Genomic DNA, 20,911 nt, shown 5'->3' with positions numbered 1-20,911 from the left:
CCACGGGCTCGACGTCCCTGACCGGGCTCAGCCGGCGTCGCGCTCCGCGCGCTGGTCCTCGCGCTGGTCCTCGCGCTGCTGCCGTCGGGCCTCGCGCAGCGCCTCGCGGCGGGCCTCGCGGCGCTCCGCGGCCTCCTCCTCGGTCTCCGGCTCGGCCGTCTGCTCGTCGCTCGTCGACCCGTCCCGGGCCTCGTCCTCGCGGGCCGCGGCGTCCTCGGAGCTCTCGGCGTCCTCGGTGCTCTCGGAGTCCTCGTCGGTCTCCTCGGGCTCGGCCGGCTCCGTCTGCTCGGGCTTGCCGAGCGCGAACAGGGTCTCGACCGGGGTGACGGAGCCACGGGCGACGGCGGTGATCTGGTAGACGCCGGGGAACACCCAGTCGGTGTCGACGGCGCAGCCGGTCATCGACTCCTTGCCGTTCCAGGTGAAGCTGACGGTGTCGGGGGTGGTGCGGCGCGGCACCGTGGTGGCGGTCGGCATCGTCGCCGGGCAGTGCTGGCTGGACCAGATCGTGCTGGTGTCGTCCTTGATGGTGACGAAGACGTCGTCGGGGTCCACCTCGAAGGTGCAGGCCGCCGACTCCTCGGTGGTCAGCTCGAGCTCGACGGTGATGTCGGCGCCGGCGTGGGCGTCGGGGACCTGGGGGGTGACGACGACCTCGCCGTCGGCGCACGGCCCGGTGGGCTCGACGAGCTCGTCGCGCTTCTCGGCGCGCTCGACGATGCGCAGGGCGCGCGCCGCGGCCCGCCGCTCCGCCGCTGCGGCAGCCGCGTCGGGGTCGACGGTCGGGGTGGCCGACGGCGTCGCGCCGGCCGTGGTCGCCTGCGGCGTCTCGGTCTCGCCGTCGGCGGAGAGGTCGAGCATGCCGACCAGACCCACGAACGCCCAGACGAGGGCGCCGACCAGGGCGAGGGCGACGACGCGGCGCACCCAGAAGACGCGGGCCGGGGGGCGCCGTCGGCCTCGGACCGGACGGCGCGCGGGGGCGCCGGGCGGTCGGGACGAGGTCATGGGCCCACGGTAACGAGCCGGCACCCTCCCTCAGGTCGTGCCACACCGCCCGCCCCCGAATCACCGACGAATCCGACGCCCTGGCTAGGCTGGCGCCGCCCATGGACCCGACCGACCTGCACTCGCGCCTGCTGCGGTGGTACGCCGACCACGCGCGCGACCTGCCCTGGCGACGGCCCGGGACCACGCCGTGGGGGGTCCTGGTCAGCGAGATCATGCTCCAGCAGACCCCGGTCCCACGGGTCGCGCCGGTCTGGGAGGCCTGGCTGCAGCGCTGGCCGGAGCCGGCCGACCTCGTCGAGGCGGGGGCCGGCGAGGCGGTGCGGGCCTGGGGTCGGCTCGGCTACCCCCGGAGGGCGCTGCGGCTGCACGCCGCGGCCGCCACGATCGTCGAGCAGCACGACGGGGTGGTGCCGGACCGCTACGAGGACCTGCTGGCGCTGCCCGGCATCGGCGACTACACCGCGGCGGCGGTGGCGTCGTTCGCCTACGGCCACCGCCACGTCGTGCTCGACACCAACGTGCGTCGGGTGCTGACCCGGCTGGTCGCCGGCGAGGAGCTGCCGCCGGCGAGCCTCAACAAGCCCGAGCGCGAGCGCGCCGCCGCGCTGCTGCCGGACGACGAGGCGGACGCCGCCGGCTGGGCGATCGCCACCATGGAGCTGGGGGCCGTCGTGTGCACCTCGGCGTCCCCCTCCTGCTCGGTGTGCCCGGTCGCCGACGTCTGCGCGTGGCGGCTGGCGGGGAGCCCGCCCGACGCCGGGCCGCCCCGGCGCGGCCAGACCTACGCCGGCACCGACCGGCAGTGCCGGGGGCGGCTCCTCGACGTGCTGCGCGACGCCGACACCGTGGTGCACCGTGCGTCCCTGACGGCGGTCTGGAGCGGCGGCCTGCGCGACGAGCAGCGCGAGCGGTGCCTCGCCAGCCTGCTGGCGGACGGGCTCGTGACGCAGGTCGGTCCGGACACCTTCGCGCTGCCCGCCTGACAGCTCAGCCCGCGGCGGACAGCGCGGCAGCCAGGTCCTCGACGACCCGGGCCTGCACGTCGGCCTCGCTCAGCGGCTGGTCGAGCAGCAGCCCGACCATCACCGACTCCACCAGGTTCGCTGTGCGGGTCGACGCCTCGCGCCGGCAGCCGGCCGCCTCGAGGTGGCGGGCGAGGGCCGCCATCCAGCGGTCGTTGGCCTCCTTGACGACCGACGCGTAGGGCTCCTGCCCGAAGAGCCCGAGCGCGGCCGCCTCGACGTACAGGCGCTGGCACTGCTCGAGCCGGCCCTGCCGCAGCGCCTGCCACAGCCGGCGGACGCCGTCGGCGAGGTCGGCCGCCGTCGGCAGCGCCTCGAGCGCCGCCACGGACCGGTCGTTCGAGACGCGCAGGATGGTCGCGACGAGGTCGTCCTTGTCGGCGAAGTGGTAGAGCAGCATCCGGTCGCTGGTGCCGAGCTCGGCGGCGAGGGGCCGCAGGCTGAGCCCGATGAGGCCGTGCTCCAGCGCGTAGTCGGTGGCCTGCTCGGCCAGGAGGTCGCGGCGCGACGACGGGTCCTCGGGCACGTCGCCTCCTGCGGTCTCTCGGGTGGCCGTCGGTGTGTAGCGAGTGCTACATTAGCAGGGTGTAGCAGTCGCTACACATCCGACGACCCACCAGGACTCCTCATGCTCGCCGCGTGGCTCGTCCTCGTTGCCGCCATCGGCATCGAGGTCAGCGCAACCGCCGCTCTCCCCCGCACCCAGGGCTTCCACGCCCCGGGGTGGACCGCTGCCGTGCTCGGCGGCTACGCCGCCTCCATCTGGATGCTGAGCTGGGTGGTGCGCGAGATCCCGGTCTCGGTCGCCTACGCGATCTGGTCGGGCCTCGGCACGGCCGGCATCGCCGCCGTCGGCTTCCTGCTGCTCGGCGAGTCGATGGACCTGGTGAAGATCGGCGCCATCGCCCTGATCGTCACCGGCGTGCTCGTGCTGAACCTGCACGGCGCCCACTGACCGCTCGACGACCGGCGCCGCCGCTCCCGGACCGGACCAGACCCGGGGACGCAGCAGGCCCCTGCCACGCCCGGAGGCGTGACAGGGGCCAGGTGCCGTTCCGGCCGTGGGCCGGTCGTGGGGTCAGTCGGCGTCGGCCGCCTCGACCTCGTCGATCGACTCCAGCGGGGGCAGGTCCTCGACGGGGATCGTCGTGCGCTGCTTGCCCTCGAAGGTGAAGGTCGCGGTCGGGCCCTCGCCCTCCACGCCGACGTAGACGATCTGGCCGGGGCCGACCTCGCCGAAGAGCATCTTCTCGGCCAGGGTGTCCTCGATCTCGCGCTGCACCGTGCGACGCAGCGGACGAGCGCCCAGCACCGGGTCGAAGCCCCGCACCGCGAGCAGGTCCTTGGCCGGCTGGGTCAGCTCGAGGCTCATGTCGCGGTCGAGCAGCCGCTTGTTCACCGCGGCCAGCATGTTGTCGACCATCGAGATGATCTGGTCCTGCGTCAGCGGCGGGAAGACCACGATCTCGTCGACACGGTTGAGGAACTCGGGCCGGAAGTGCTGCTTGAGCTCCTCGGAGACCTTGGCCTTCATCCGGTCGTAGGACCCCTGGGTGTCACCCATCTGCTGGAAGCCGAGGTTGACGCCCTTGCTGATGTCGCGGGTGCCGAGGTTCGTGGTCATGATGATCACGGTGTTCTTGAAGTCGACGACCCGACCCTGGGAGTCGGTCAGGCGACCCTCCTCCAGGATCTGCAGCAGCGAGTTGAAGATGTCCGGGTGGGCCTTCTCGACCTCGTCGAACAGCACCACGGAGAACGGCTTGCGCCGCACCTTCTCGGTCAGCTGCCCGCCCTCCTCGTAGCCCACGTAGCCGGGAGGCGAGCCGAAGAGCCGCGAGACGGTGTGCTTCTCGGAGAACTCGCTCATGTCGAGCTGGATGAGCGCGTCCTCGTCACCGAAGAGGAACTCCGCCAGCGTCTTGGACAGCCACGTCTTCCCGACGCCGGACGGGCCGGCGAAGATGAACGAGCCACCGGGACGCTTGGGGTCCTTCAGACCGGCACGCGTACGACGGATGGCCCGGCTGAGCGCCTTGACGGCCTCCTCCTGGCCGATGACGCGCTTGTGCAGCTCGTCCTCCATCTTGAGCAGCCGGGTCGACTCCTCCTCGGAGAGCTTGACGATCGGGATGCCGGTCGCGATCGCGAGGACCTCGGCGATGAGCTCCTCGTCGACCTCGGCCACGACGTCCATGTCGCCGGCCTTCCACTGCTTCTCGCGCTCACCCTTGGCGACGATGAGCTTCTTCTCCTCGTCGCGCAGCGACGCGGCCAGCTCGAAGTCCTGGCTGTCGATCGCGCTCTCCTTGCGGCGGCGCACGTCGGCGATCTTGTCGTCGAACTCGCGCAGGTCCGGCGGAGCGGTCATCCGACGGATGCGCAACCGCGACCCGGCCTCGTCGATGAGGTCGATGGCCTTGTCGGGCAGGAACCGGTCGGAGACGTAGCGGTCGGCCAGCGTCGCCGCCGCCACGAGCGCCTCGTCGGTGATCGTCACCCGGTGGTGGGCCTCGTAGCGGTCGCGCAGGCCCTTGAGGATCTCGATCGTGTGCGCGATCGTGGGCTCGGCCACCTGGATGGGCTGGAAGCGGCGCTCGAGAGCGGCGTCCTTCTCGAGGTACTTGCGGTACTCCTCGAGCGTGGTCGCGCCGACGGTCTGCAGCTCGCCGCGGGCCAGCATCGGCTTGAGGATGCTGGCGGCGTCGATCGCACCCTCCGCGGCACCGGCTCCGACGAGGGTGTGGAGCTCGTCGATGAACAGGATGATGTCGCCGCGGGTCTTGATCTCCTTGAGGACCTTCTTCAGCCGCTCCTCGAAGTCACCGCGGTAGCGCGACCCGGCCACCAGGGCGCCGAGGTCGAGGCTGTAGATCTGCTTGTCCTTCAGCGTCTCCGGCACGTCGCCGCGCACGATCGCCTGGGCCAGGCCCTCGACGCACGCGGTCTTGCCGACACCGGGCTCACCGATGAGCACCGGGTTGTTCTTGGTGCGTCGCGAGAGCACCTGCATCACGCGCTCGATCTCCTTCTCGCGCCCGATGACGGGGTCGAGCTTGTTCTCGCGCGCGGCCTGCGTGTAGTTGCGGCCGTACTGGTCGAGGACCAGCGAGCTGGAGGGGGTGCCCTCCGCGGCGGCGCCGGCGGTGGCCGTCTCCTTGCCCTGGAAGCCGGAGAGCAGCTGGATGACCTGCTGGCGGACCCGGTTGAGGTCGGCGCCGAGCTTGACCAGCACCTGGGCGGCGACCCCCTCGCCCTCACGGATCAGGCCGAGCAGGATGTGCTCGGTGCCGATGTAGTTGTGGCCGAGCTGCAGCGCCTCGCGCAGCGACAGCTCGAGGACCTTCTTGGCGCGCGGGGTGAAGGGGATGTGGCCCGACGGCGCCTGCTGGCCCTGGCCGATGATCTCCTCGACCTGCGCGCGGACGGCCTCCAGCGAGATGCCGAGGCTCTCCAGCGCCTTGGCGGCGACGCCCTCACCCTCGTGGATGAGACCGAGCAGGATGTGCTCGGTGCCGATGTAGTTGTGGCTGAGCATGCGGGCTTCTTCTTGCGCCAGCACGACAACCCGACGTGCTCGGTCTGTGAACCGCTCGAACATGTGATTGCTCCTCGCCACGATCTGATGCGGCGCGGGTCTGCGCCGGAATCGTCAAGTCCCCTTGCACTCTAGTCCGCGGTCCGACAACGCAAAGGCGATGCCCGGCAGCCGAGGGCCTCCACGACCCCTCCACGGGGCCTCAAGAGGGCCGACACAGGGCTCAACCCCTGGTCAGCGGGCTGTGTTCCGTCGACGAGTTCGCTGCTGGCGAACACTCCGAGGAGCCCGTGACCAGGGGTCGAGAGGCAGATCCAGGTGGTGCGGGTACAGCGCGCGGTCAGTGCGCGGCGGCGTACGCCTCGCGGACCTCGGCGGACACGCGTCCACGCTCGGGCACGTCGTGGCCGTTCTCGCGCGCCCACGCCCGCACGTCGGCGGCCGACGGGCCGGAGGCGGCGGAGCCGGCGGCCTTGCGGGCCGGTGCACCGGTGCGCCGACGGCCGCTGGTCTTGCGACCGTGGCCGATGTAGAGCGAGAGCGACTCACGCAGCTTGTCGGCGTTGGCCGCCGACAGGTCGATCTCGTAGTGGACCCCGTCGAGGGAGAACGTCACCGTCTCGTCGGCGTCGGTGCCGTCGATGTCGTCCTCGAGAACCACATTCACGCGTTGTGCCACTTGTCTTTTCCGTTCTGTGCTTTCGGGTGATTCTTTCCGTATCCCCCGGAGAATCGGGCTCAGCATATCCATATCCGTCAGAAAGGGAAATCGAGCCACGCGTGTCGACGCCTTTCCTGGCTATTCCGCGAAATGCGTCGTCCCCGCGGCCGCCGCCGCCCAGTCGACGACCGGGGCCGCGTCGTGGCGGATCACGGCCGCACCATGTTTGGAGCCGCTCCAGACTGAGCATTTTCCGCACATGACTACCTACACGATTCCCGGGCTGTCCGACGAGGACTCCACTCGCGTCATCTCCGCGCTCCAGGAGCGCCTCAGCGCCTACAACGACCTGCACCTGACCCTCAAGCACGTGCACTGGAACGTCGTGGGCCCCAACTTCATCGGCGTCCACGAGATGCTGGACCCGCAGATCGACCTCGTGCGCGGCTACGCCGACGAGGTCGCCGAGCGCATCGCGGCCATGGGCGGCGCCCCGCTGGGCACCGTCGGCGCGATCGTCAAGGACCGCACGTGGGACGACTACGGTCTCGACCGCGACACCGTGCCGGCCCACCTGGCCGCGCTCGACCTGGTCTACACGGGCGTCGTGGGGAGCCTGCGCAAGGCCATCGACCTGGCCGGCGACATCGACCCGGTGTCGGAGGACATGCTGATCGGCCAGACCGCCGAGCTGGAGAAGTTCCAGTGGTTCATCCGCGCGCACCTCGAGGACACCGGCGGCCACCTCGTCCACGAGGGCGCCAGCAGCGAGAAGGCCGCGGCCGACGAGGCCCGCGACCTCTGATCGTCCCCGCTCGCGACACCACGGCGGCGTGGCCCCTGACCGGGGTCGCGCCGCCGTCGTCGTCCAGGCCGCGGTCTGGACCGATTCCCGCGCCTATTCGGGACGCAGCAGCGGGAAAAGGATGGTCTCGCGGATCCCGGCGCCCGTGAGGAGCATGACCAGGCGGTCGACGCCCATTCCCATGCCCCCCGCGGGCGGCATTCCGTGCTCCATCGCGCGCAGGAAGGATTCGTCGAGGTCCATCGCCTCGGGATTTCCTCCGGCGGCCTGCAGGGACTGCTCCACCAGGCGCTCGCGCTGGATCACCGGGTCGTTCAGCTCGGTGTAGGCCGGCGCCAGCTCGACGCCGTTGATGATGAGGTCGAAGGCCTCCACGAGGCCGGGCACCGACCGGTGCGGCTTGGCCAGCGGCCGGACCGACTCGGGGTAGTCCTCGACGAACGTGGGCTGGACCAGCGTGTCCTCGACGAGTTGCTCGTAGAGCTCGAGGGCGATCTCGCCGGCCCCCCAGGACGGCTGCAGGTCGACGTCGTGCCGGGCGGCCAGCGCCTTCAGGTCCTCGACGGAGGTCGCGACGTCGACCGTGACCCCCGCCGCCTCGCTGATCAGCTCGAAGAGGCCGGCCGAGCGCCACGGCTGCTCGAGGTCGATCACCTCACCGTTGCGGCCCGTCACGACGGTGCGGCCCACGGCGCGGGCGGCGTCGACCACGAGGGCCCGGACGAGCTCCTTCATCGACTCGATGTCGCCGTACGCCTCGTAGGCCTCCAGCATCGAGAACTCTGCGGCGTGGGTGGAGTCGAGCCCCTCGTTGCGGAAGGTCCGCCCGATCTCGTAGACGCGGTCGACGCCGCCGATCATCGCCTTCTTGAGGTCGAGCTCGAGGGCGATGCGCAGCAGCATCGGCTGGTCGAACGCGTTGAGGTGCGTGCGGAACGGCCGCGCCGCGGCGCCGCCGTTGGTGAGCTGGAGGATCGGGGTCTCGACCTCGAGGAAGTCGCGCTCGTCGAGGGTGCGTCGCAGCGACTTGAGCACGGTCGCCTTGGTGCGGACCATCTCGCGCGAGGCCGGGTTGACGACCATGTCGACGTACCGCAGCCGCACCCGCGCCTCGTCCGACAGCGGGCGGTGCTCGTTCGGCAGGGGTCGCAGGGTCTTGGCCGCCATCGTCCACGAGCTCGCCTGCACCGACAGCTCGCCGCGGCGGCTCGTGATCACCTCGCCGGTGACGCCCACGAAGTCGCCGATGTCGACGAGCGCCTTCCAGTCGGCCAGCGCCTCCTCGCCCACGTCCGCGATCGAGAGCATGGCCTGCAGCTCGGTGCCCTCGCCCTGCCGGAGCCGGGCGAAGCAGAGCTTGCCGGTGTTGCGGACGTGGATGACGCGGCCGACGACCGAGACCACGTCACCGGTGTGGGTGTCGGGCTCGAGCTCCTGCGGGTCGTAGACCGCGCGCACGCCCGCCAGCGTGTGGGTGATCGGCACCTCGACCGGGTACGCCGCTCCCCCGGCGTCGAGGATCCGCTGCCGCTTCTCCTGGCGGACCCGGATCTGCTCGGGTACGTCGTCGGCGGCAGGGGTCGTCTCGGTCATGGTCGAAGCCTAGGGCCGCGCGCACCGTGCCCCCGAACCCGGGCCGGGGGCCGGATCGCGGCCGACGGGCTCAGGCGTTGCGGGAGAACACCAGCTCCAGGCCGAGCAGCGTGAGCCAGGGCTGGTGGTCGGTGACGCTGCGGCACTCGTGGACCACGAGAGGGGCGACGCCGCCCGTGGCCACGACCGTGACCTGGTCCGGTGTCAGCCCGAGCTCGGCGGTCATCCGGGCGACCATGCCGTCGACCTGCGAGGCGAAGCCGTAGAGCACCCCGCTCTGCAGCGCCTCGACGGTGTTCTTGGCGATGACCGAGCGCGGCCTCAGCAGCTCGACCTTGCGCAGCTGCGCGCCGCGCGCCCCGAGCGCGTCGAGGGAGATGTCGATGCCGGGCGAGATGGCCCCGCCGACGTACTCGCCGCGGGCGGTGACGACGTCGAACGTCGTGGCGGTGCCGAAGTCCACGACGATGGCGGCGCCGTCGTAGAGGTGGGCCGCCGCCAGGGCGTTGACGACCCGGTCGGAGCCGACCTCGCGGGGGTTGTCGGTCAGCACCGGCACCCCGGTCTTCACCCCGGCCTCCACCACGACGTGCGGCACGTGGGAGTAGCCGGTGGCCATCATGTCGCGCCACTCGTGCAGCACCGCCGGCACCGTCGAGCAGACCGAGAAGCCGTGGACGGTCGCCTCGGGGGCGTCGGCGAGCAGCTGGGTCAGCAGGACGCGCCACTCGTCCGCCGTACGTCGTCCGTCGGAGCTGACGCGCCAGTGGTGCCGCACGGCGCCGTCGTCCAGCAGCCCCACCGTGGTGTGGCTGTTGCCGATGTCGGCGCAGAGCAGCACGGGAACGACGCTACCCGGCCCGGCCGGCGACGAGGTCGCCGCGGACGAGGTCGGTCCCGGTCACCTCCACGACCGGGGGTACGGCGGCCGGGTCGGTGCCGAGGTCGACCACCCGGTTGCGGGCGTCGACGTGGACCACCCGCGGGGTGAACGCACGGGCCTCGGCGGTGCTCATCTGGCCGTAGGCGATGAGGATGACCAGGTCGCCGGGGTGGACGAGGTGGGCGGCGGCGCCGTTGATGCCGATGACGCCGGAGCCACGCGGGCCGGCGATCGTGTAGGTCTCCAGCCGGGCGCCGTTGGTGATGTCGACGACGTGCACCTGCTCGCCGGGAAGCAGGTCGGCGGCGTCGAGGAGGTCCTCGTCGACGGTCACCGAGCCGACGTAGTGCAGGTCGGCCTGGGTCACGGTGGCCCGGTGGATCTTGCTGGTCATCATGGTGCGCAGCACGGTCGGCTCCTCAGTCCGGGGCGCGGGGCGTGCCGAGGCGCACCGCGGTGTTGTCGATGAGACGGGTGGCGCCGACCCGGGCTGCCACGAGCAGCCGGGCGTCGCCGGCGGACGGCGCCTCCTCGAGGTCGGGGCCGGTCAGCGCGAGGTAGTCGGGCTCCACGCCGCCGGCGGCCAGGACCGCGCGGGCCGCGTCCAGGGTGGCCGCGCCGCCGTGCGCCCCGGCGTCCCGGCCGGCGGCGAGGGCACCGGACAGGGCCAGCGCCCGGGCCCGCTCGGGCGCCGAGAGGAAGCGGTTGCGGCTCGACAGCGCCAGCCCGTCGGGGTCGCGGACGGTCGGGGCGCCCTGGACCTCGATGCCGAGACACAGGTCGCGGGTCATCCGGCGGATGAGCACGAGCTGCTGGTAGTCCTTCTCGCCGAACACGGCCACGTCGGGGCGGACCAGGCCGAAGAGCTTGGCGACCACGGTCAGCACCCCGCGGAAGTGGCCCGGGCGGGAGGCGCCCTCGAGCAGCAGCGCCCGCGGCCCCGGCTCGACGCTCACCTCGGGCTCGCCGCCGGGGTAGACCTCGTCGACCGTCGGGACGAACGCGACGTCCACCCCGTGGGCGGCGCAGCGCTCGAGGTCGCTGTCGAGGGTGCGCGGGTAGCGGTCGAGGTCCTCCCCCGCGCCGAACTGCATCGGGTTGACGAAGATCGACGCCACCAGCCGCCCCTCGGGCCCCACCACGCCGCGGGCGTGGTCGAGCAGCGACGCGTGGCCCTCGTGCAGCGCGCCCATGGTCGGCACGAGGGCGACCGCCGACGAGGCGGCCAACAGCGCCTCGGCCAGCTCCGCGCGGGTGCGGACCACGAGCGGACCCCCGGACGGGGAGGCGGTCACGCCGCGACCTTCTCCAGGGAGTCGTTGAGGATGCCGATGAGCTTGGCGGCCCGGATCGGCAGCAGCCGGCCGTCGAGGACGGCGGTGTTCGCGGTCGCGCGCGCCAGGGCGACGTACGACGGCAGCGTGCCGGGCCGGGTGGCGGTGATGCTCTCCAGGTGGGCGCGGACGGTCTCGACGTCGCCGCGCACGATCGGGCCGGTCAGCGCGTCGTCACCCATCGTCAGGGCGTTCTCCAGCGCGGCGGTCAGCAGCGGGCGGAGCGTGGCCGCCGGGTCCGACGCACCGGACTCCCGCACCAGCGCGAGCGCCTGGGAGACCAGCGTGACCAGGTGGTTCGCGCCGTGGGCGAGGCCGGCGTGGTAGAGCGCCCGCTTCTCCTCCGGCACCCACACCAGCGTGCCCTCGAGGTCGGCGACCAGGCGGCGGGCGGTCGGGACGGCGTCGGGGTCGACGGCGGTGACGCCGTAGGAGCAACCGGGCAGGCGCGGCAGGTCGAGCTCGGTGCCGGTGAAGGTCATGGCCGGGTGCAGGGCGAGCACCCGGGCGCCGAGGGCCCGGGCCGGCTCCAGCACGGCGAGCCCGTGGCGGCCGGAGGTGTGGGCGACGAGCTGGCCCTCGCGGATGGCGCCGGAGGCCGCCAGCATGCTGACGACGTTGCCGAGCATGTCGTCGGGCACGGTCAGCAGCAGCAGGTCGCAGTCGCGGCTGACGGCGGTCGGCTTGCGCCGCGGCACCCCCGGGAGCAGGTTCGTGATGCGGCCTCGGGAGGCGTCGGAGTCACCGGCGGCCCCGGTCACCTCGTGACCGGCAGCGCGGAGGGCGGCAGCGAGGACGGCACCGACGCGGCCGGCGCCGACGACGCCGATCCGGAGTCCCTGCACGGACGTCGCGTTCATGGGCAGTCATCGCCTTTCGTTCCAGTCCCGCGAGCGGGTACCGGACGGTTTGCTGACCCCTCCAGGGTAGGTCGGCCCGGGTCGGGTCGTCACCGAAACGGGCGGGTGGGCTCCGTCACAGCGGCGCGGTCGTCGCCTCGTCCGGACGGTCCCGCCCCGGCGCGTGGCGGGCGGCGCGGCCCCGCTCGACCAGCGTCGCGGCCAGCGCGCGGGCCTCGGCCGCGTCCCGCTCGTCGGCTCGTACGGCGACGCGTCCGAGCGGGCTGTCGACGTGCAGCGTGGCCAGACCGAGACGCCGCTGCCACGGCCCCTGCGTCACGCGCACGGACTGCACCTTGCCCTGGGGGACGACGTCGAAGCGGCGCGTGAACCAGCCGCGCCGGCTCACGGCGTACCTCGCGTCCTGGCCGAAGGCCAGCGTCCGCCACCACAACGGAGCGGCCCAGCGGGCGCGGCGCTGCACGGGCACGAGCGGGACCGTGGTGAGGTCCTCGCCCTCCAGCACGTGCCGGGCCAGCCAGAGCACCTGCTCGCGCGGACCGACCGGCAGCAGCGTCGAGGAGGAGAAGGTCGCGTCGTCCGCGCCCGCGGCTCCGGCCACCGAGACCTCGAGCCGCGCCCAGCCGAAGCGCCGCCACATCACCGGCTCGCTGACCACGACCCCCTGCACCCGCGGCAGGGGCACGGTCTGGGAGGTCAGGTTGGTCAGCCCCCGACGGACCGCCACCCCCTCCTCGGACTCCGAGACGACGAAGCCGTAGGCGGCGCTGAACTGGCGGAACAGCGCGATGCCGGTGCCGATCAGGGCCGGGACCACGCCCCCGGCGAAGAGGGGCGCGCCGGTGAGGAGGGACCCGGCGAGCAGCGCACCCCCGCCGAGCACGAAGAGCACGGCGGTGGGCGAGAGCAGCGTCGAGGCGACCAGCAGGCCGAGGTCGAGCCGCGCGAGCTCGCGGTCCGGCTGCCTCGTGATCGGCCACTCCGCGGGGTCGGCGCCCGCGGGCCCGGTGCCCGGGGAGGCGGCCGTCGGGGCCGGCCGCGGGAGGTCCTCGGGCAGCCGGAACGGCGGTCCGGGCCAGGGCTCGGGCGTGGTCGTGACCCCGGCGCCCGGCACGCCCAGACCGGGGTTTCCGGCCGGGGCGCCGCGCGACACGTCGCGCCGGCGCAGCAGCTGGGCCCGCAGCGCCACCGCCTCGCGGTGGGGCAGGAAGGCCAGCGTGCCCTCGCGCCCGGACCCCGAGGCGGTGTCGAAGCGCAGCTCGGCCAGCCCGACGAGGCGGGCCACCAGGGGCTGCACGATGTCGATGCCCTGGAGGCGGTCGATGCGGATCCGCCGGGACTGGCGGCTGACCACCCCGGTGTCGATGCGCAGCTCGTCGTCGTGGATCCAGTACGTCGTGCGCAGCCAGGACGCGACGCCGTACGCGCCGCCGGCCAGCACCAGCGCCACGACGGCCAGGGCGCCCGGGCCGATCCCGCCGGAGAGCAGCGACTGCCAGGAGCCGCCCAGCACCGCCAGCAGCACGATCGGCGCGCGCACCAGCGGGGTGAGCGGCGACAGCCGGCGTGCCCCGGTCGCCGGGGGCGCGAGCGGGGCCGACTCCTGCGGGGCCGACTCCTGCGTGGACAGCTCCTGCGGGGACGGCTCCTGCGGGGGCAGCGGAGCGGGGGCGGACTCCGGGGTCGGGGCCCGACCCGCGTCGGGCTCGCTCACAGCCCAGCCGCCCGGGCCTCACCGAGCTCGGTGAGCCGGTCCCGCAGCCGGGCGGCCTCGAGGGCCGGCAGCCCGGGGATGACGGCCGTGGTGCCGGGGCTGGCGGTGTGCAGGGTGACGGTCGCGATGCCGAGGGCCCGGTCGAGCGGGCCGGCGTTGACGTCGACGTACTGCATGCGGCCGTAGGGCACCGCGACGAGCACGCGCACGAGCGCCCCGCGGGTGATGTAGAGCTCCTCGGCCTGCTCGGCATAGCCCCAGCGCCGCACGACCCGGCCGATGAACCACCACTGCCAGGCGCCGAGCGCGAGGGCCACGACCGCGACGACCACGGCCCAGCCGTCGAGGTTGAACACCACCAGCGCCGCCACCGCCACACCGCTCAGCACCAGCAGGGTGAGCAGCGCCGAGAGCCGGCGGGCCGTGGCCAGCCGGGGCGACACGCGCTGCCAGGTGGCGTCCGGGGGTGCGAACAGGTCCTCCACACCGGCGAGCATAGGCCGCGGCCCGGCGGCGCCGGTCCCTCCTCGGACGCCTCGGGGCGCGTGGGAGACTTCGGCGGTGCGCCCCGACCCGAGCCGTCCCCTCGAGCCGAGGGAGACCCATGGTCGCCGACGCCCGTGAGCCGGCGGGCGACCGCGTGCGCGCGGTGCGCGCTGTCCTCACCGTCGTCGGTCGCGGCGAGCTCGCCTTCGCCACCCTCCACCGGCGGCCGCTGCTGCAGCACGCGCTGGCGGTGCTCGAGGAGCTGCTGCCCGGCCGCCTGGACGTGGTCGCCGACCCGGCCGACGTGCGGCGTACGGCGAAGGCGGTGGCCGGCCACCGCTCGGCCCAGGTCCTGACCCCGACCGAGTGGCACCGGCAGACCCGCGCGAGCGCCGCCGACCACGGACCGGTCCTGGTCCACGACCCGCTGTGCCCGCTGGTGGGGCGCGACTTCCTCGCCGAGGTCCTGGCCGCGGGCGCCGACGACCGCGACGCCTCCGTGGTCGCCTACCGACCCGTCACCGACACGGTCAAGAACATGGCCGGCAGCCGCATCACCGGCACCGTCGACCGCGAGACCCTCGCGACCGTCGCCTCCCCCGTGCTCGTCGCAGCGGGCGCGCTGGCGCGGGCCGGGGACGACGACCTCCTCCCCCTCGGCAGCGAGACCGCGCTGGCGGCGTGGGTGCACCGCCACGGGCCGGTCCGCATGCTGCGCGCGCCGTCCCTGGCGCGCCGGGTCGACGACCTGGCCTCGCTGCACCTGCTCCAGTGCCTCGACGAGGTCCGCCGCCGCACCCGCAGCGGCTGAGCCCCAGCGGCCCCGGGCTCCGGGCTCGGTCTCGACGGCCGCGGTCTCAGCGGCGGAAGAGCTCGCGGAACTCGCGGGCGAACTTCAGCGGCTGGCGGGCCGTCGCGCGCGGCAGCCCCTTGAGGAACCCGCGCCAGTCGCGGCTGGCCCGCAGCCAGAGCCGGCGGGGCTTGCTGACGACGCGGTGCTCGAGGTCCATCGCGTACGCCGGGATGAGCGCACGGGCCGACATCTCCACGTGGTGGCCGCAGCGCTGGCAGCGGACCGACTCCAGCAGCCGGCCGGCGTAGTGCAGCTCGTGCTCGGTGACCTGGTCGCAGGTCTCGCACCAGAGGTCGGCGTGCTCGGCGGTCATGACGCCGCTCCTCGGGAGAGGTCCCAGTCGGCCTTGGCCAGCAGCCGCTCGGCGAGGAAGAGGTCCTCGGGGAAGGTGATCTTGATGTTGCCGACGTCGCCGTCGACCCCGCAGACCGGGACGTCGGTGTAGCGCTCCACGCAGCTGGCGGTGTCGGTGCCGACGAAGCCGTCGACCGCGGCCTGCCGGTACGCCGCGAGCACCCGGTCCGCCGCGAACCCCTGAGGGGTCTGGACGGCGACGACCCGGTCGGAGGGACCGGGGCTGCCGTCGAGGCCGACCAGGCTGCCGTGCTCGCGCACCGGGATGGCTCCGCCCTCGGCGGCCGCCGTGGCGACGACGCGGGCGAACAGGTCGGTGCCCGCGAGCGGGCGGGCCGCGTCGTGGATGAGCACCACGTCGAGCTCGCCGCTCTCGATCTCCGGGGCCAGCTCCTGCAGCGCCTCCCACTCCGAGCCGTGGCGGGTGGCCCCTCCGACGACAAGGCTGACGCGGACGTCGGGGGCCTCGCGGTCGAGGACGGCCTCCACCTCGGCGCGGTCCTGCTCACGGATCACGACGACGACCCGCGAGATCGCGGGCAGGACCGTGGCCCAGCGGATCGACCAGGTCAGGACGCGGCGACCGGCCAGCGGCAGGAGCACCTTGTTGGTGTGGTGCCCCGAGCGGCGACCGTCCCCCGCGGCCAGCAGCACGAGCGCCGCACGTCGCTCACCGGTCGTCCTCACCCGCTGAGCCTAGCCAGCCCCGCCGCCGCCTCGTCACGTCGACGGCTCGCGAGCCGGTTCAGTGGGCGATGTCGGCGATCCGCTCACAGCCGTGCAGCGTGTCGGCCGGGTCCGGGTCGCCCCAGTAGCCGACGAAGTCGTCGCCGGGACCGCACCAGATCTCGTCGCGGTCGCCGTCGACCTGCCAGGCGACGTAGCCGTCGTCGCCGGCCCCGAGGACGACGCGGTCACGGCCCCCGTCGTCCTCGACAGAGTCGCGCCCGTCCCCGCCGTCGATCTGGTCCGGTCCCCTGCCGCCGTTGAGGAAGTCGTTGCCCGCGCCGCCGGACACCAGGTCGGCGCCGTCACCCCCGAGCAGGAAGTCCCCGCCCGCGCCGCCGTACAGGCCGTCGACGCCGGCGCCGCCACGGAGCTCGTCGCCGCCGCGGCCGCCGCTGAGCACGTCAGCCCCCGCCAGCCCCCAGAGCCGGTCGTCGCCCGCCAGACCGCGGATGTCGTCGGCCGTCGCCGTGCCGCGCAGCCGGTCGTCGCCCGGCGTGCCGGTGAGGTAGGTGAACTCGTCGGCGGACGCGCCCTCCGTGACGGACAGGGCGAGGGGCAGGGCGAGCGTCAGGGCGCCGAGCACGAGTCCCCGCACGGGGGCCGACCGACGCCCGGTACGGCGCGCAGCGCACGTCGCGGTGGAGGTCGGGAACGGGGGCGTGGTCTGGGGCATCGGGTCCTCCGTGGTCGCGGTGGCCCCTGCGGCCACCTCTGCCCCTCAGACGCCTCCACCGGTGATTCGGTTGCACCGGGCTGTGAACCCGCGCGTGCCCGGTGAGCCTCGGCCGTCTCGGCGCGCTCCCCCCGCACAATCAGGGGCGGGCCGTTCCCGTGCGGGCGGCGGCCGACGACCGAGACGACTGAGACGACCGAGGCGACCGACAGGAGCGACCACGTGCGGGCGATCCTGCTGAGCGGTGGCCTGGCCCTGGTGTGCTCGCTGGTCGGGACCCGGATCGCGATCGGGTGGTTCGCCCGGCACGGTCTCGGCCAGCCGATCCGCGACGACGGTCCGACGACCCACCACGTGAAGCGGGGCACGCCGACCATGGGCGGTCTCGTGATCGTCGCGAGCGCCACCGCGTCGTACCTGCTGGCCACGCTGCTGACCGGGAGCGTCCCCAGCGCCAGCGCGTGGCTCGCGCTGCTGCTCTTCCTCGGATGCGGGGCGGTGGGGTTCGCCGACGACTTCATCAAGGTCTACACGCAGAACAACCAGGGCCTGACCAGTCGCGCCAAGATGGCCGGCCAGACCGCGGTCGCCCTCGGCTTCGGGGTCCTCGCCACCAGCTTCTTCGCCGACGAGCGAGGCGTCACTCCCGCGTCGCCGTCGTACATCTCCACCACCCACGACTGGGGGATCAAGCTGCCGCTGGTCGTGGTCCTGCTGGTGATCTGGTTCATCGTCACCGCCACCTCCAACGGCGCCAACCTGACCGACGGCGCCGACGGGCTGCTCGCCGGCACCTCCGCGATGGTGTTCGGCGCCTACATGCTCGTGAACGTCTGGCAGAACAACCAGCGGTGCGGCTCGTCGCGGCCGACGGTGGTGGCCTCGCAGTGCTACGAGGTGCGCGACCCGCTCGACCTCGCGGTGCTCGCCGCCGCCATCAGCGCGGCCTGCGTCGGCTTCCTGTGGTGGAACGCCAAGCCGGCGCGCATCATCATGGGCGACGTCGGCTCGCTCGCGATCGGGGGCGTGCTGGCCGGGCTCGCGATCATGTCGCGCACCGAGCTGCTGATGGCGGTCATCGCCGGGCTCTTCGTCCTGGAGACCCTGTCGGTGCTGCTGCAGATGAGCTGGTTCAAGATCACGCGACGTCTCACCGGCACCGGTCGGCGCATCTTCCGCATCGCCCCCATCCACCACCACTTCGAGCACCTGGGCTGGCAGGAGGTCACCGTCGTCGTGCGGTTCTGGCTGCTCGCCGGGATCAGCGTCGCCACCGGGATGGGGCTCTTCTACGCCTCCTGGCTGGTCTGACGTCCGATCGTCAACCAGGGTTGGCGAACGGGTCGTTCCGAGACGCGTTTGTGTCGGAGGTCCGTCGTAGGTTCGGGCCATGACATCGACCGTCGACTCCGCACCGGGCACGACCCGGGGCGCGGTCGAGGGCGTCGAGGTGCTGGGGCTCGACGCCTCCGCAACGCTGTCGTTCGTGACCGGGCGACGACGGGCCGTCGACCTGGCGGCGGCGCAGGAGCTCGAGGGGGTGGCCCACTGGGCCGACCTCCACCGCGTCGGCGGTCTCGGCTCGGTCGACTCCGAGATCCTCGACGCGATGAGCATCGCCGAGCAGCTGGCCGCCGAGTCCGACCGGCGCGGCGTCGAGGGTGTGCTGCGGCTGGCCGGGCAGGGCGCGTTCATGGTCGAGGAGTACGCCGTCGCCGAGCTCGCGACCGCGCTCGGTCTCGGGGAGAGGGCGGGGCGGGCCTACGTCGGTCAGGCCGTCGAGCTCCGCGACCGCCTGCCGCGGTGCTGGGCCGCGGTCATGGCCGGCGCTCTTCCGGCCTGGAAGGCGCGGCAGGTCGCCGAGCGCACGATCCCGCTGGCCGACGGCACCGCCGCCGCCGTCGACGCGTCGCTGGCACCCTTCGCCGGACGCCTCACGCTGGCCCGGATCACCCGGGCCGTCGACGCCGCGATCCTGCGTCACGAGCCCGACCTCGCCGCCGCTCGAGAGGCCGAGGCAGCCGAGAAGCGCGGTGTCTGGCTCGAGGACGCCCTCGACGGCACCTCCACCCTCGACGCCCGCCTGGACACCCCCGACGCCGCCGCCCTCGACCACGCGCTCGACCAGGTCGCCACCACGCTGGGCCGGCTCGGGGACACCGACACCCGCGACGTACGCCGGGCCCGGGCTCTCGGGGTGCTGGCCGACCCGCAGCACGCACTCGACCTCGACGCCGCCACCGAGCACGCAGGTGACGGCACGCCGCCGGCGAGGACTGCGCCGAGGCGACAGGTCCCCACGCTCCACGTCCACCTGCACACCGACGCCCTGACGGCCTTCGGCCTCGACCGGGCCCAGCACCCGGCCCTGGACCCGGCCCTGAACCCGGCCGAGGGCACGGCCGGGAGCACGGCCGGCGGGGCCCCCCTCGTGCGGGTCGATCGCAACGGACAGCGGCTCGGCGCCCGCACCGTGCGGACGCTGGAGCGCTGGCTGGCCGGGCTGACACCCGGATCGAGGCTGCAGGTCACCCCGGTGATCGACCTGACCACCGACATCGCCGTCGACGACTACGAGATCCCTGCGCGGCTCCGTCGTCAGGTCACCGAGCGCGACGACACCTGCACCTTCCCGTGGTGCGGCAACGCCGGCCGCCACGACCTCGACCACCGAGATCCGTACGTCTCGCCCGACGACGGCGGACCACCCGGTCAGACCAGCACCCCGAACCTCGGCCGGCTGTGCCGGTTCCACCACCGCCTGAAGACCCACGGCGGCTGGAGCGTGCACCGACGACCCGACACCGGTGACCTGATCTGGGCCAGTCCCCTCGGTCGTCTCTACCGCGTCGACCGCTCCGGCACCGACAGCCTCGGACCCGGGACCTGCCCACCGGGCGAGCACCCGCTCGACGCGGCCTGACCGCGCTCACACCCGACGGCGCCCACGCTCTCGAGCACCACGCTCTCGAGCACCAGGCTCCACGGCCCCACGCCCCACGCACGAGACCGGGGAGCCCTCCGCCCTGACGGGCGGTGGGCTCCCCGGTCCGAGGGGTGGTGACTCAGCCGGGCAGGCTGGTCCGCAGGTCGACGAGCTTGGGCGTCTCGGCGTCGGCGGCGTCCATCTGCTCCTGGATGCGCCGCATCCGGACCACCAGCGAGTCCTCGACCAGCTCGACGTCGTCGTACGACAGCGTCTGGCCGACCGGCACGTCGCGCACGAGGCGTGCACCGGCGAGGACACCGAGCGGGACGTGGCCCTGCCCGGCGAACTCCTCGGCGTCCTCGATGAGACCGCGCACGGTGTAGCCGCCGATCCCGTCGATGGTGTCGCCGACCTTCAGGTCACGCTTGGCCTGGGCGCCCACCTCGGCGTTCCAGTGCTCGGTGACGAGGCTGGCCCGTCGGTCGAGCACCATCTCGTAGACCGTGAGCGGCGCCTCGATGCTGGCCAGGTGGTAGGGCCGGTAGAGGGCGAAGTAGGGGCCCTCGCCCATCTGCAGGTAGGACATCTCGTGGTGGACGTAGGGGTCCTCGGTGCGGATGACCACGAAGACGCCCGGCGCCACCGGCCCGGTGCAGTAGTCGACCACGCCCGGACGGTCGAGCACGCCGCCGTCCTCCTTCAGCGCGAAGGTCTGGTGCAGCGTCGGCACGGTCGACGGCGGGCCGTGCATGCCCGTCGTCGAGACGCCGAGCCCGGTCGTGTTCGCCAGCGAGGCCATCTCGATCATGGCCTTGCTGCCGTCGACGAAGCTGGTGAGCATCTTCGGGTTCATCTGCTTGGTCACGGCACGCTCGGCGAGCGTGTCGGGGTTGGCCAGCGGGTCGAGCGGGTTGTTCTTGCCCTTCCCGGCGCAGATGACCTCGAAGTTCAGGTCTCGGGCGTAGTCGACGAGGATCTTGGTCTCCACCGGCTCGTCGCCGCGGCACACCGAGTAGATCGCGCCCGACTGGCGGGCGAGCTCGGCGAGGTAGCGGCCGACGGTCACGTCGGCCTCGACGGTCAGGGTGGCGACGTCGATGCCTCCGGCGAGCGCGCGTACGGCGACCTGGACCGCCACCTCGGGCACGCCCGTGGCCTCCACGACCACGTCGAGCGGGAGCCGGTCGAGCAGGTCGAGCCCACCGAGCGCGACGCTGCCGCCGCCCTCGATGATCGCCGCCCCGGACTCGGCGTCGGCCGCGTCCTGCGGGTCGACGCCGGCCTGGGTCAGCGCCTCGACGGCCCGCTCGTGCTGGACGTCGAAGACGGCCGAGAGCGTGATGCCCGGCATCCGGAGCAGCTGGGCGGCGAGCCCGGTGCCCATCTGCCCGGCCCCGACCAGCCCGACGCGCAGCGGGCGCCCGGTCTCCTCCAGCCGTTGCTGGAGCCTGTCGCGGTAGGCCATC

At 73.4% G+C, this 20,911-nt stretch carries 21 protein-coding genes; 6 read left to right on the top strand and 15 right to left on the bottom strand.

Going from position 1 to position 20,911, the window contains the following annotated elements:
• Positions 1–27: 27 nt before the first annotated feature.
• Positions 28–1,008, bottom strand: a complete 981-nt coding sequence (locus G7072_RS01035) for a hypothetical protein (protein WP_166083805.1) — start codon at positions 1,006–1,008, stop codon at positions 28–30.
• Between the two features lie 101 nt (positions 1,009–1,109).
• Between G7072_RS01035 and G7072_RS01030 the strand changes: the two genes are divergently transcribed.
• Positions 1,110–1,994 carry an A/G-specific adenine glycosylase gene (locus G7072_RS01030; protein WP_166083804.1) on the top strand — a complete coding sequence of 295 codons (885 nt, stop codon included), beginning with the start codon at positions 1,110–1,112 and terminating at the stop codon, positions 1,992–1,994.
• 4 nt (positions 1,995–1,998) lie between these two features.
• Here G7072_RS01030 and G7072_RS01025 read toward each other — a convergent pair whose 3' ends face one another.
• The gene (locus tag G7072_RS01025) at positions 1,999–2,559 is read right to left on the bottom strand and encodes a TetR/AcrR family transcriptional regulator (RefSeq protein WP_166083803.1); all 561 of its coding nucleotides are present in this window, start codon (positions 2,557–2,559) and stop codon (positions 1,999–2,001) included.
• Between the two features lie 102 nt (positions 2,560–2,661).
• Between G7072_RS01025 and G7072_RS01020 the strand changes: the two genes are divergently transcribed.
• Entirely contained in the window at positions 2,662–2,988 is a 327-nt protein-coding gene (locus tag G7072_RS01020; RefSeq protein ID WP_166083802.1) for a multidrug efflux SMR transporter, read from the top strand.
• Between the two features lie 123 nt (positions 2,989–3,111).
• On the opposite strand, the gene G7072_RS01015 is transcribed toward G7072_RS01020, so the two are convergent.
• Entirely contained in the window at positions 3,112–5,634 is a 2,523-nt protein-coding gene (locus G7072_RS01015) for an ATP-dependent Clp protease ATP-binding subunit (RefSeq protein WP_166083801.1), read from the bottom strand.
• Between the two features lie 277 nt (positions 5,635–5,911).
• Positions 5,912–6,250, bottom strand: coding sequence for an Lsr2 family protein (locus G7072_RS01010; RefSeq protein WP_166083800.1), 339 nt, complete (start codon positions 6,248–6,250; stop codon positions 5,912–5,914).
• Between the two features lie 241 nt (positions 6,251–6,491).
• Here G7072_RS01010 and dps point away from each other — a divergent pair, with 241 nt between their 5' ends.
• Positions 6,492–7,037 carry a DNA starvation/stationary phase protection protein Dps gene (gene dps / locus G7072_RS01005; protein ID WP_166083798.1) on the top strand — a complete coding sequence of 182 codons (546 nt, stop codon included), beginning with the start codon at positions 6,492–6,494 and terminating at the stop codon, positions 7,035–7,037.
• A 93-nt stretch (positions 7,038–7,130) separates the two neighbouring features.
• On the opposite strand, the gene lysS is transcribed toward dps, so the two are convergent.
• The 7 genes from lysS to G7072_RS00970 form a co-directional block, all read right to left on the bottom strand.
• Positions 7,131–8,630 carry a lysine--tRNA ligase gene (gene lysS, locus G7072_RS01000; RefSeq protein ID WP_166083797.1) on the bottom strand — a complete coding sequence of 500 codons (1,500 nt, stop codon included), beginning with the start codon at positions 8,628–8,630 and terminating at the stop codon, positions 7,131–7,133.
• Between the two features lie 70 nt (positions 8,631–8,700).
• Positions 8,701–9,471 (bottom strand): type III pantothenate kinase, encoded by a 771-nt coding sequence (locus G7072_RS00995; protein ID WP_166083796.1) that lies wholly within the window; start codon positions 9,469–9,471, stop codon positions 8,701–8,703.
• Positions 9,472–9,481: 10 nt separating this feature from the next.
• Positions 9,482–9,922 carry an aspartate 1-decarboxylase gene (panD, locus tag G7072_RS00990; protein ID WP_166083795.1) on the bottom strand — a complete coding sequence of 147 codons (441 nt, stop codon included), beginning with the start codon at positions 9,920–9,922 and terminating at the stop codon, positions 9,482–9,484.
• 10 nt (positions 9,923–9,932) lie between these two features.
• Positions 9,933–10,808, bottom strand: coding sequence for a pantoate--beta-alanine ligase (gene panC, locus G7072_RS00985; RefSeq protein WP_166083794.1), 876 nt, complete (start codon positions 10,806–10,808; stop codon positions 9,933–9,935).
• A complete protein-coding gene (locus tag G7072_RS00980) occupies positions 10,805–11,707 on the bottom strand; it encodes a DUF2520 domain-containing protein (RefSeq protein WP_166083793.1) in 903 nt (300 codons plus the stop codon). Before G7072_RS00980 ends, panC begins: the two co-directional genes overlap by 4 nt.
• A gap of 115 nt (positions 11,708–11,822) precedes the next feature.
• Positions 11,823–13,421 (bottom strand): PH domain-containing protein, encoded by a 1,599-nt coding sequence (locus G7072_RS00975; protein WP_166083792.1) that lies wholly within the window; start codon positions 13,419–13,421, stop codon positions 11,823–11,825.
• Entirely contained in the window at positions 13,418–13,906 is a 489-nt protein-coding gene (locus tag G7072_RS00970; RefSeq protein ID WP_206063237.1) for a PH domain-containing protein, read from the bottom strand. The genes G7072_RS00975 and G7072_RS00970 overlap by 4 nt, the downstream gene beginning before the upstream one ends.
• A gap of 119 nt (positions 13,907–14,025) precedes the next feature.
• On the opposite strand from G7072_RS00970, the gene G7072_RS00965 reads away from it, so the two are divergent.
• Positions 14,026–14,718, top strand: coding sequence for a 2-C-methyl-D-erythritol 4-phosphate cytidylyltransferase (locus tag G7072_RS00965; RefSeq protein ID WP_166083790.1), 693 nt, complete (start codon positions 14,026–14,028; stop codon positions 14,716–14,718).
• A gap of 46 nt (positions 14,719–14,764) precedes the next feature.
• Here G7072_RS00965 and G7072_RS00960 read toward each other — a convergent pair whose 3' ends face one another.
• From G7072_RS00960 to G7072_RS00950, 3 genes are read right to left on the bottom strand one after another with little or no spacing between them, the layout of a single operon-like run.
• Positions 14,765–15,073 carry a hypothetical protein gene (locus G7072_RS00960; protein ID WP_166083789.1) on the bottom strand — a complete coding sequence of 103 codons (309 nt, stop codon included), beginning with the start codon at positions 15,071–15,073 and terminating at the stop codon, positions 14,765–14,767.
• Positions 15,070–15,801 (bottom strand): 2-C-methyl-D-erythritol 4-phosphate cytidylyltransferase, encoded by a 732-nt coding sequence (locus G7072_RS00955; protein ID WP_166083788.1) that lies wholly within the window; start codon positions 15,799–15,801, stop codon positions 15,070–15,072. The genes G7072_RS00960 and G7072_RS00955 overlap by 4 nt, the downstream gene beginning before the upstream one ends.
• Before the next feature lie 58 nt (positions 15,802–15,859).
• Positions 15,860–16,516, bottom strand: coding sequence for a calcium-binding protein (locus G7072_RS00950; RefSeq protein ID WP_166083787.1), 657 nt, complete (start codon positions 16,514–16,516; stop codon positions 15,860–15,862).
• A 222-nt stretch (positions 16,517–16,738) separates the two neighbouring features.
• Here G7072_RS00950 and mraY point away from each other — a divergent pair, with 222 nt between their 5' ends.
• Positions 16,739–17,827, top strand: coding sequence for a phospho-N-acetylmuramoyl-pentapeptide-transferase (gene mraY / locus G7072_RS00945; protein WP_166083786.1), 1,089 nt, complete (start codon positions 16,739–16,741; stop codon positions 17,825–17,827).
• A gap of 79 nt (positions 17,828–17,906) precedes the next feature.
• Positions 17,907–19,439, top strand: a complete 1,533-nt coding sequence (locus G7072_RS00940; RefSeq protein WP_166083785.1) for an HNH endonuclease signature motif containing protein — start codon at positions 17,907–17,909, stop codon at positions 19,437–19,439.
• 142 nt (positions 19,440–19,581) lie between these two features.
• Here G7072_RS00940 and G7072_RS00935 read toward each other — a convergent pair whose 3' ends face one another.
• The gene (locus G7072_RS00935) at positions 19,582–20,910 is read right to left on the bottom strand and encodes an oxidoreductase (RefSeq protein ID WP_166083784.1); all 1,329 of its coding nucleotides are present in this window, start codon (positions 20,908–20,910) and stop codon (positions 19,582–19,584) included.
• Position 20,911 lies beyond the last annotated feature (1 nt).

The organism is Nocardioides sp. HDW12B, from assembly GCF_011299595.1.
In the GTDB taxonomy this organism is placed as follows: Bacteria; Actinomycetota; Actinomycetes; order Propionibacteriales; family Nocardioidaceae; genus Marmoricola_A.
This window is presented reverse-complemented; position numbering and strand designations above follow the sequence as displayed.

Excerpts from the sequence above, each read along its gene's own strand:
- G7072_RS01035 (WP_166083805.1), bottom strand. The coding sequence starts at position 1,008 with ATGACCTCGTCCCGACCGCCCGGCGCCCCCGCGCGCCGTCCGGTCCGA.
- G7072_RS01030 (WP_166083804.1), top strand. The coding sequence starts at position 1,110 with ATGGACCCGACCGACCTGCACTCGCGCCTGCTGCGGTGGTACGCCGAC.
- G7072_RS01020 (WP_166083802.1), top strand. The coding sequence starts at position 2,662 with ATGCTCGCCGCGTGGCTCGTCCTCGTTGCCGCCATCGGCATCGAGGTC.
- G7072_RS01015 (WP_166083801.1), bottom strand. The coding sequence starts at position 5,634 with ATGTTCGAGCGGTTCACAGACCGAGCACGTCGGGTTGTCGTGCTGGCG.
- dps (WP_166083798.1), top strand. The coding sequence starts at position 6,492 with ATGACTACCTACACGATTCCCGGGCTGTCCGACGAGGACTCCACTCGC.
- lysS (WP_166083797.1), bottom strand. The coding sequence starts at position 8,630 with ATGACCGAGACGACCCCTGCCGCCGACGACGTACCCGAGCAGATCCGG.
- G7072_RS00980 (WP_166083793.1), bottom strand. The coding sequence starts at position 11,707 with ATGAACGCGACGTCCGTGCAGGGACTCCGGATCGGCGTCGTCGGCGCC.
- G7072_RS00965 (WP_166083790.1), top strand. The coding sequence starts at position 14,026 with ATGGTCGCCGACGCCCGTGAGCCGGCGGGCGACCGCGTGCGCGCGGTG.
- G7072_RS00960 (WP_166083789.1), bottom strand. The coding sequence starts at position 15,073 with ATGACCGCCGAGCACGCCGACCTCTGGTGCGAGACCTGCGACCAGGTC.
- G7072_RS00950 (WP_166083787.1), bottom strand. The coding sequence starts at position 16,516 with ATGCCCCAGACCACGCCCCCGTTCCCGACCTCCACCGCGACGTGCGCT.
- G7072_RS00940 (WP_166083785.1), top strand. The coding sequence starts at position 17,907 with ATGACATCGACCGTCGACTCCGCACCGGGCACGACCCGGGGCGCGGTC.
- G7072_RS00935 (WP_166083784.1), bottom strand. The coding sequence starts at position 20,910 with ATGGCCTACCGCGACAGGCTCCAGCAACGGCTGGAGGAGACCGGGCGC.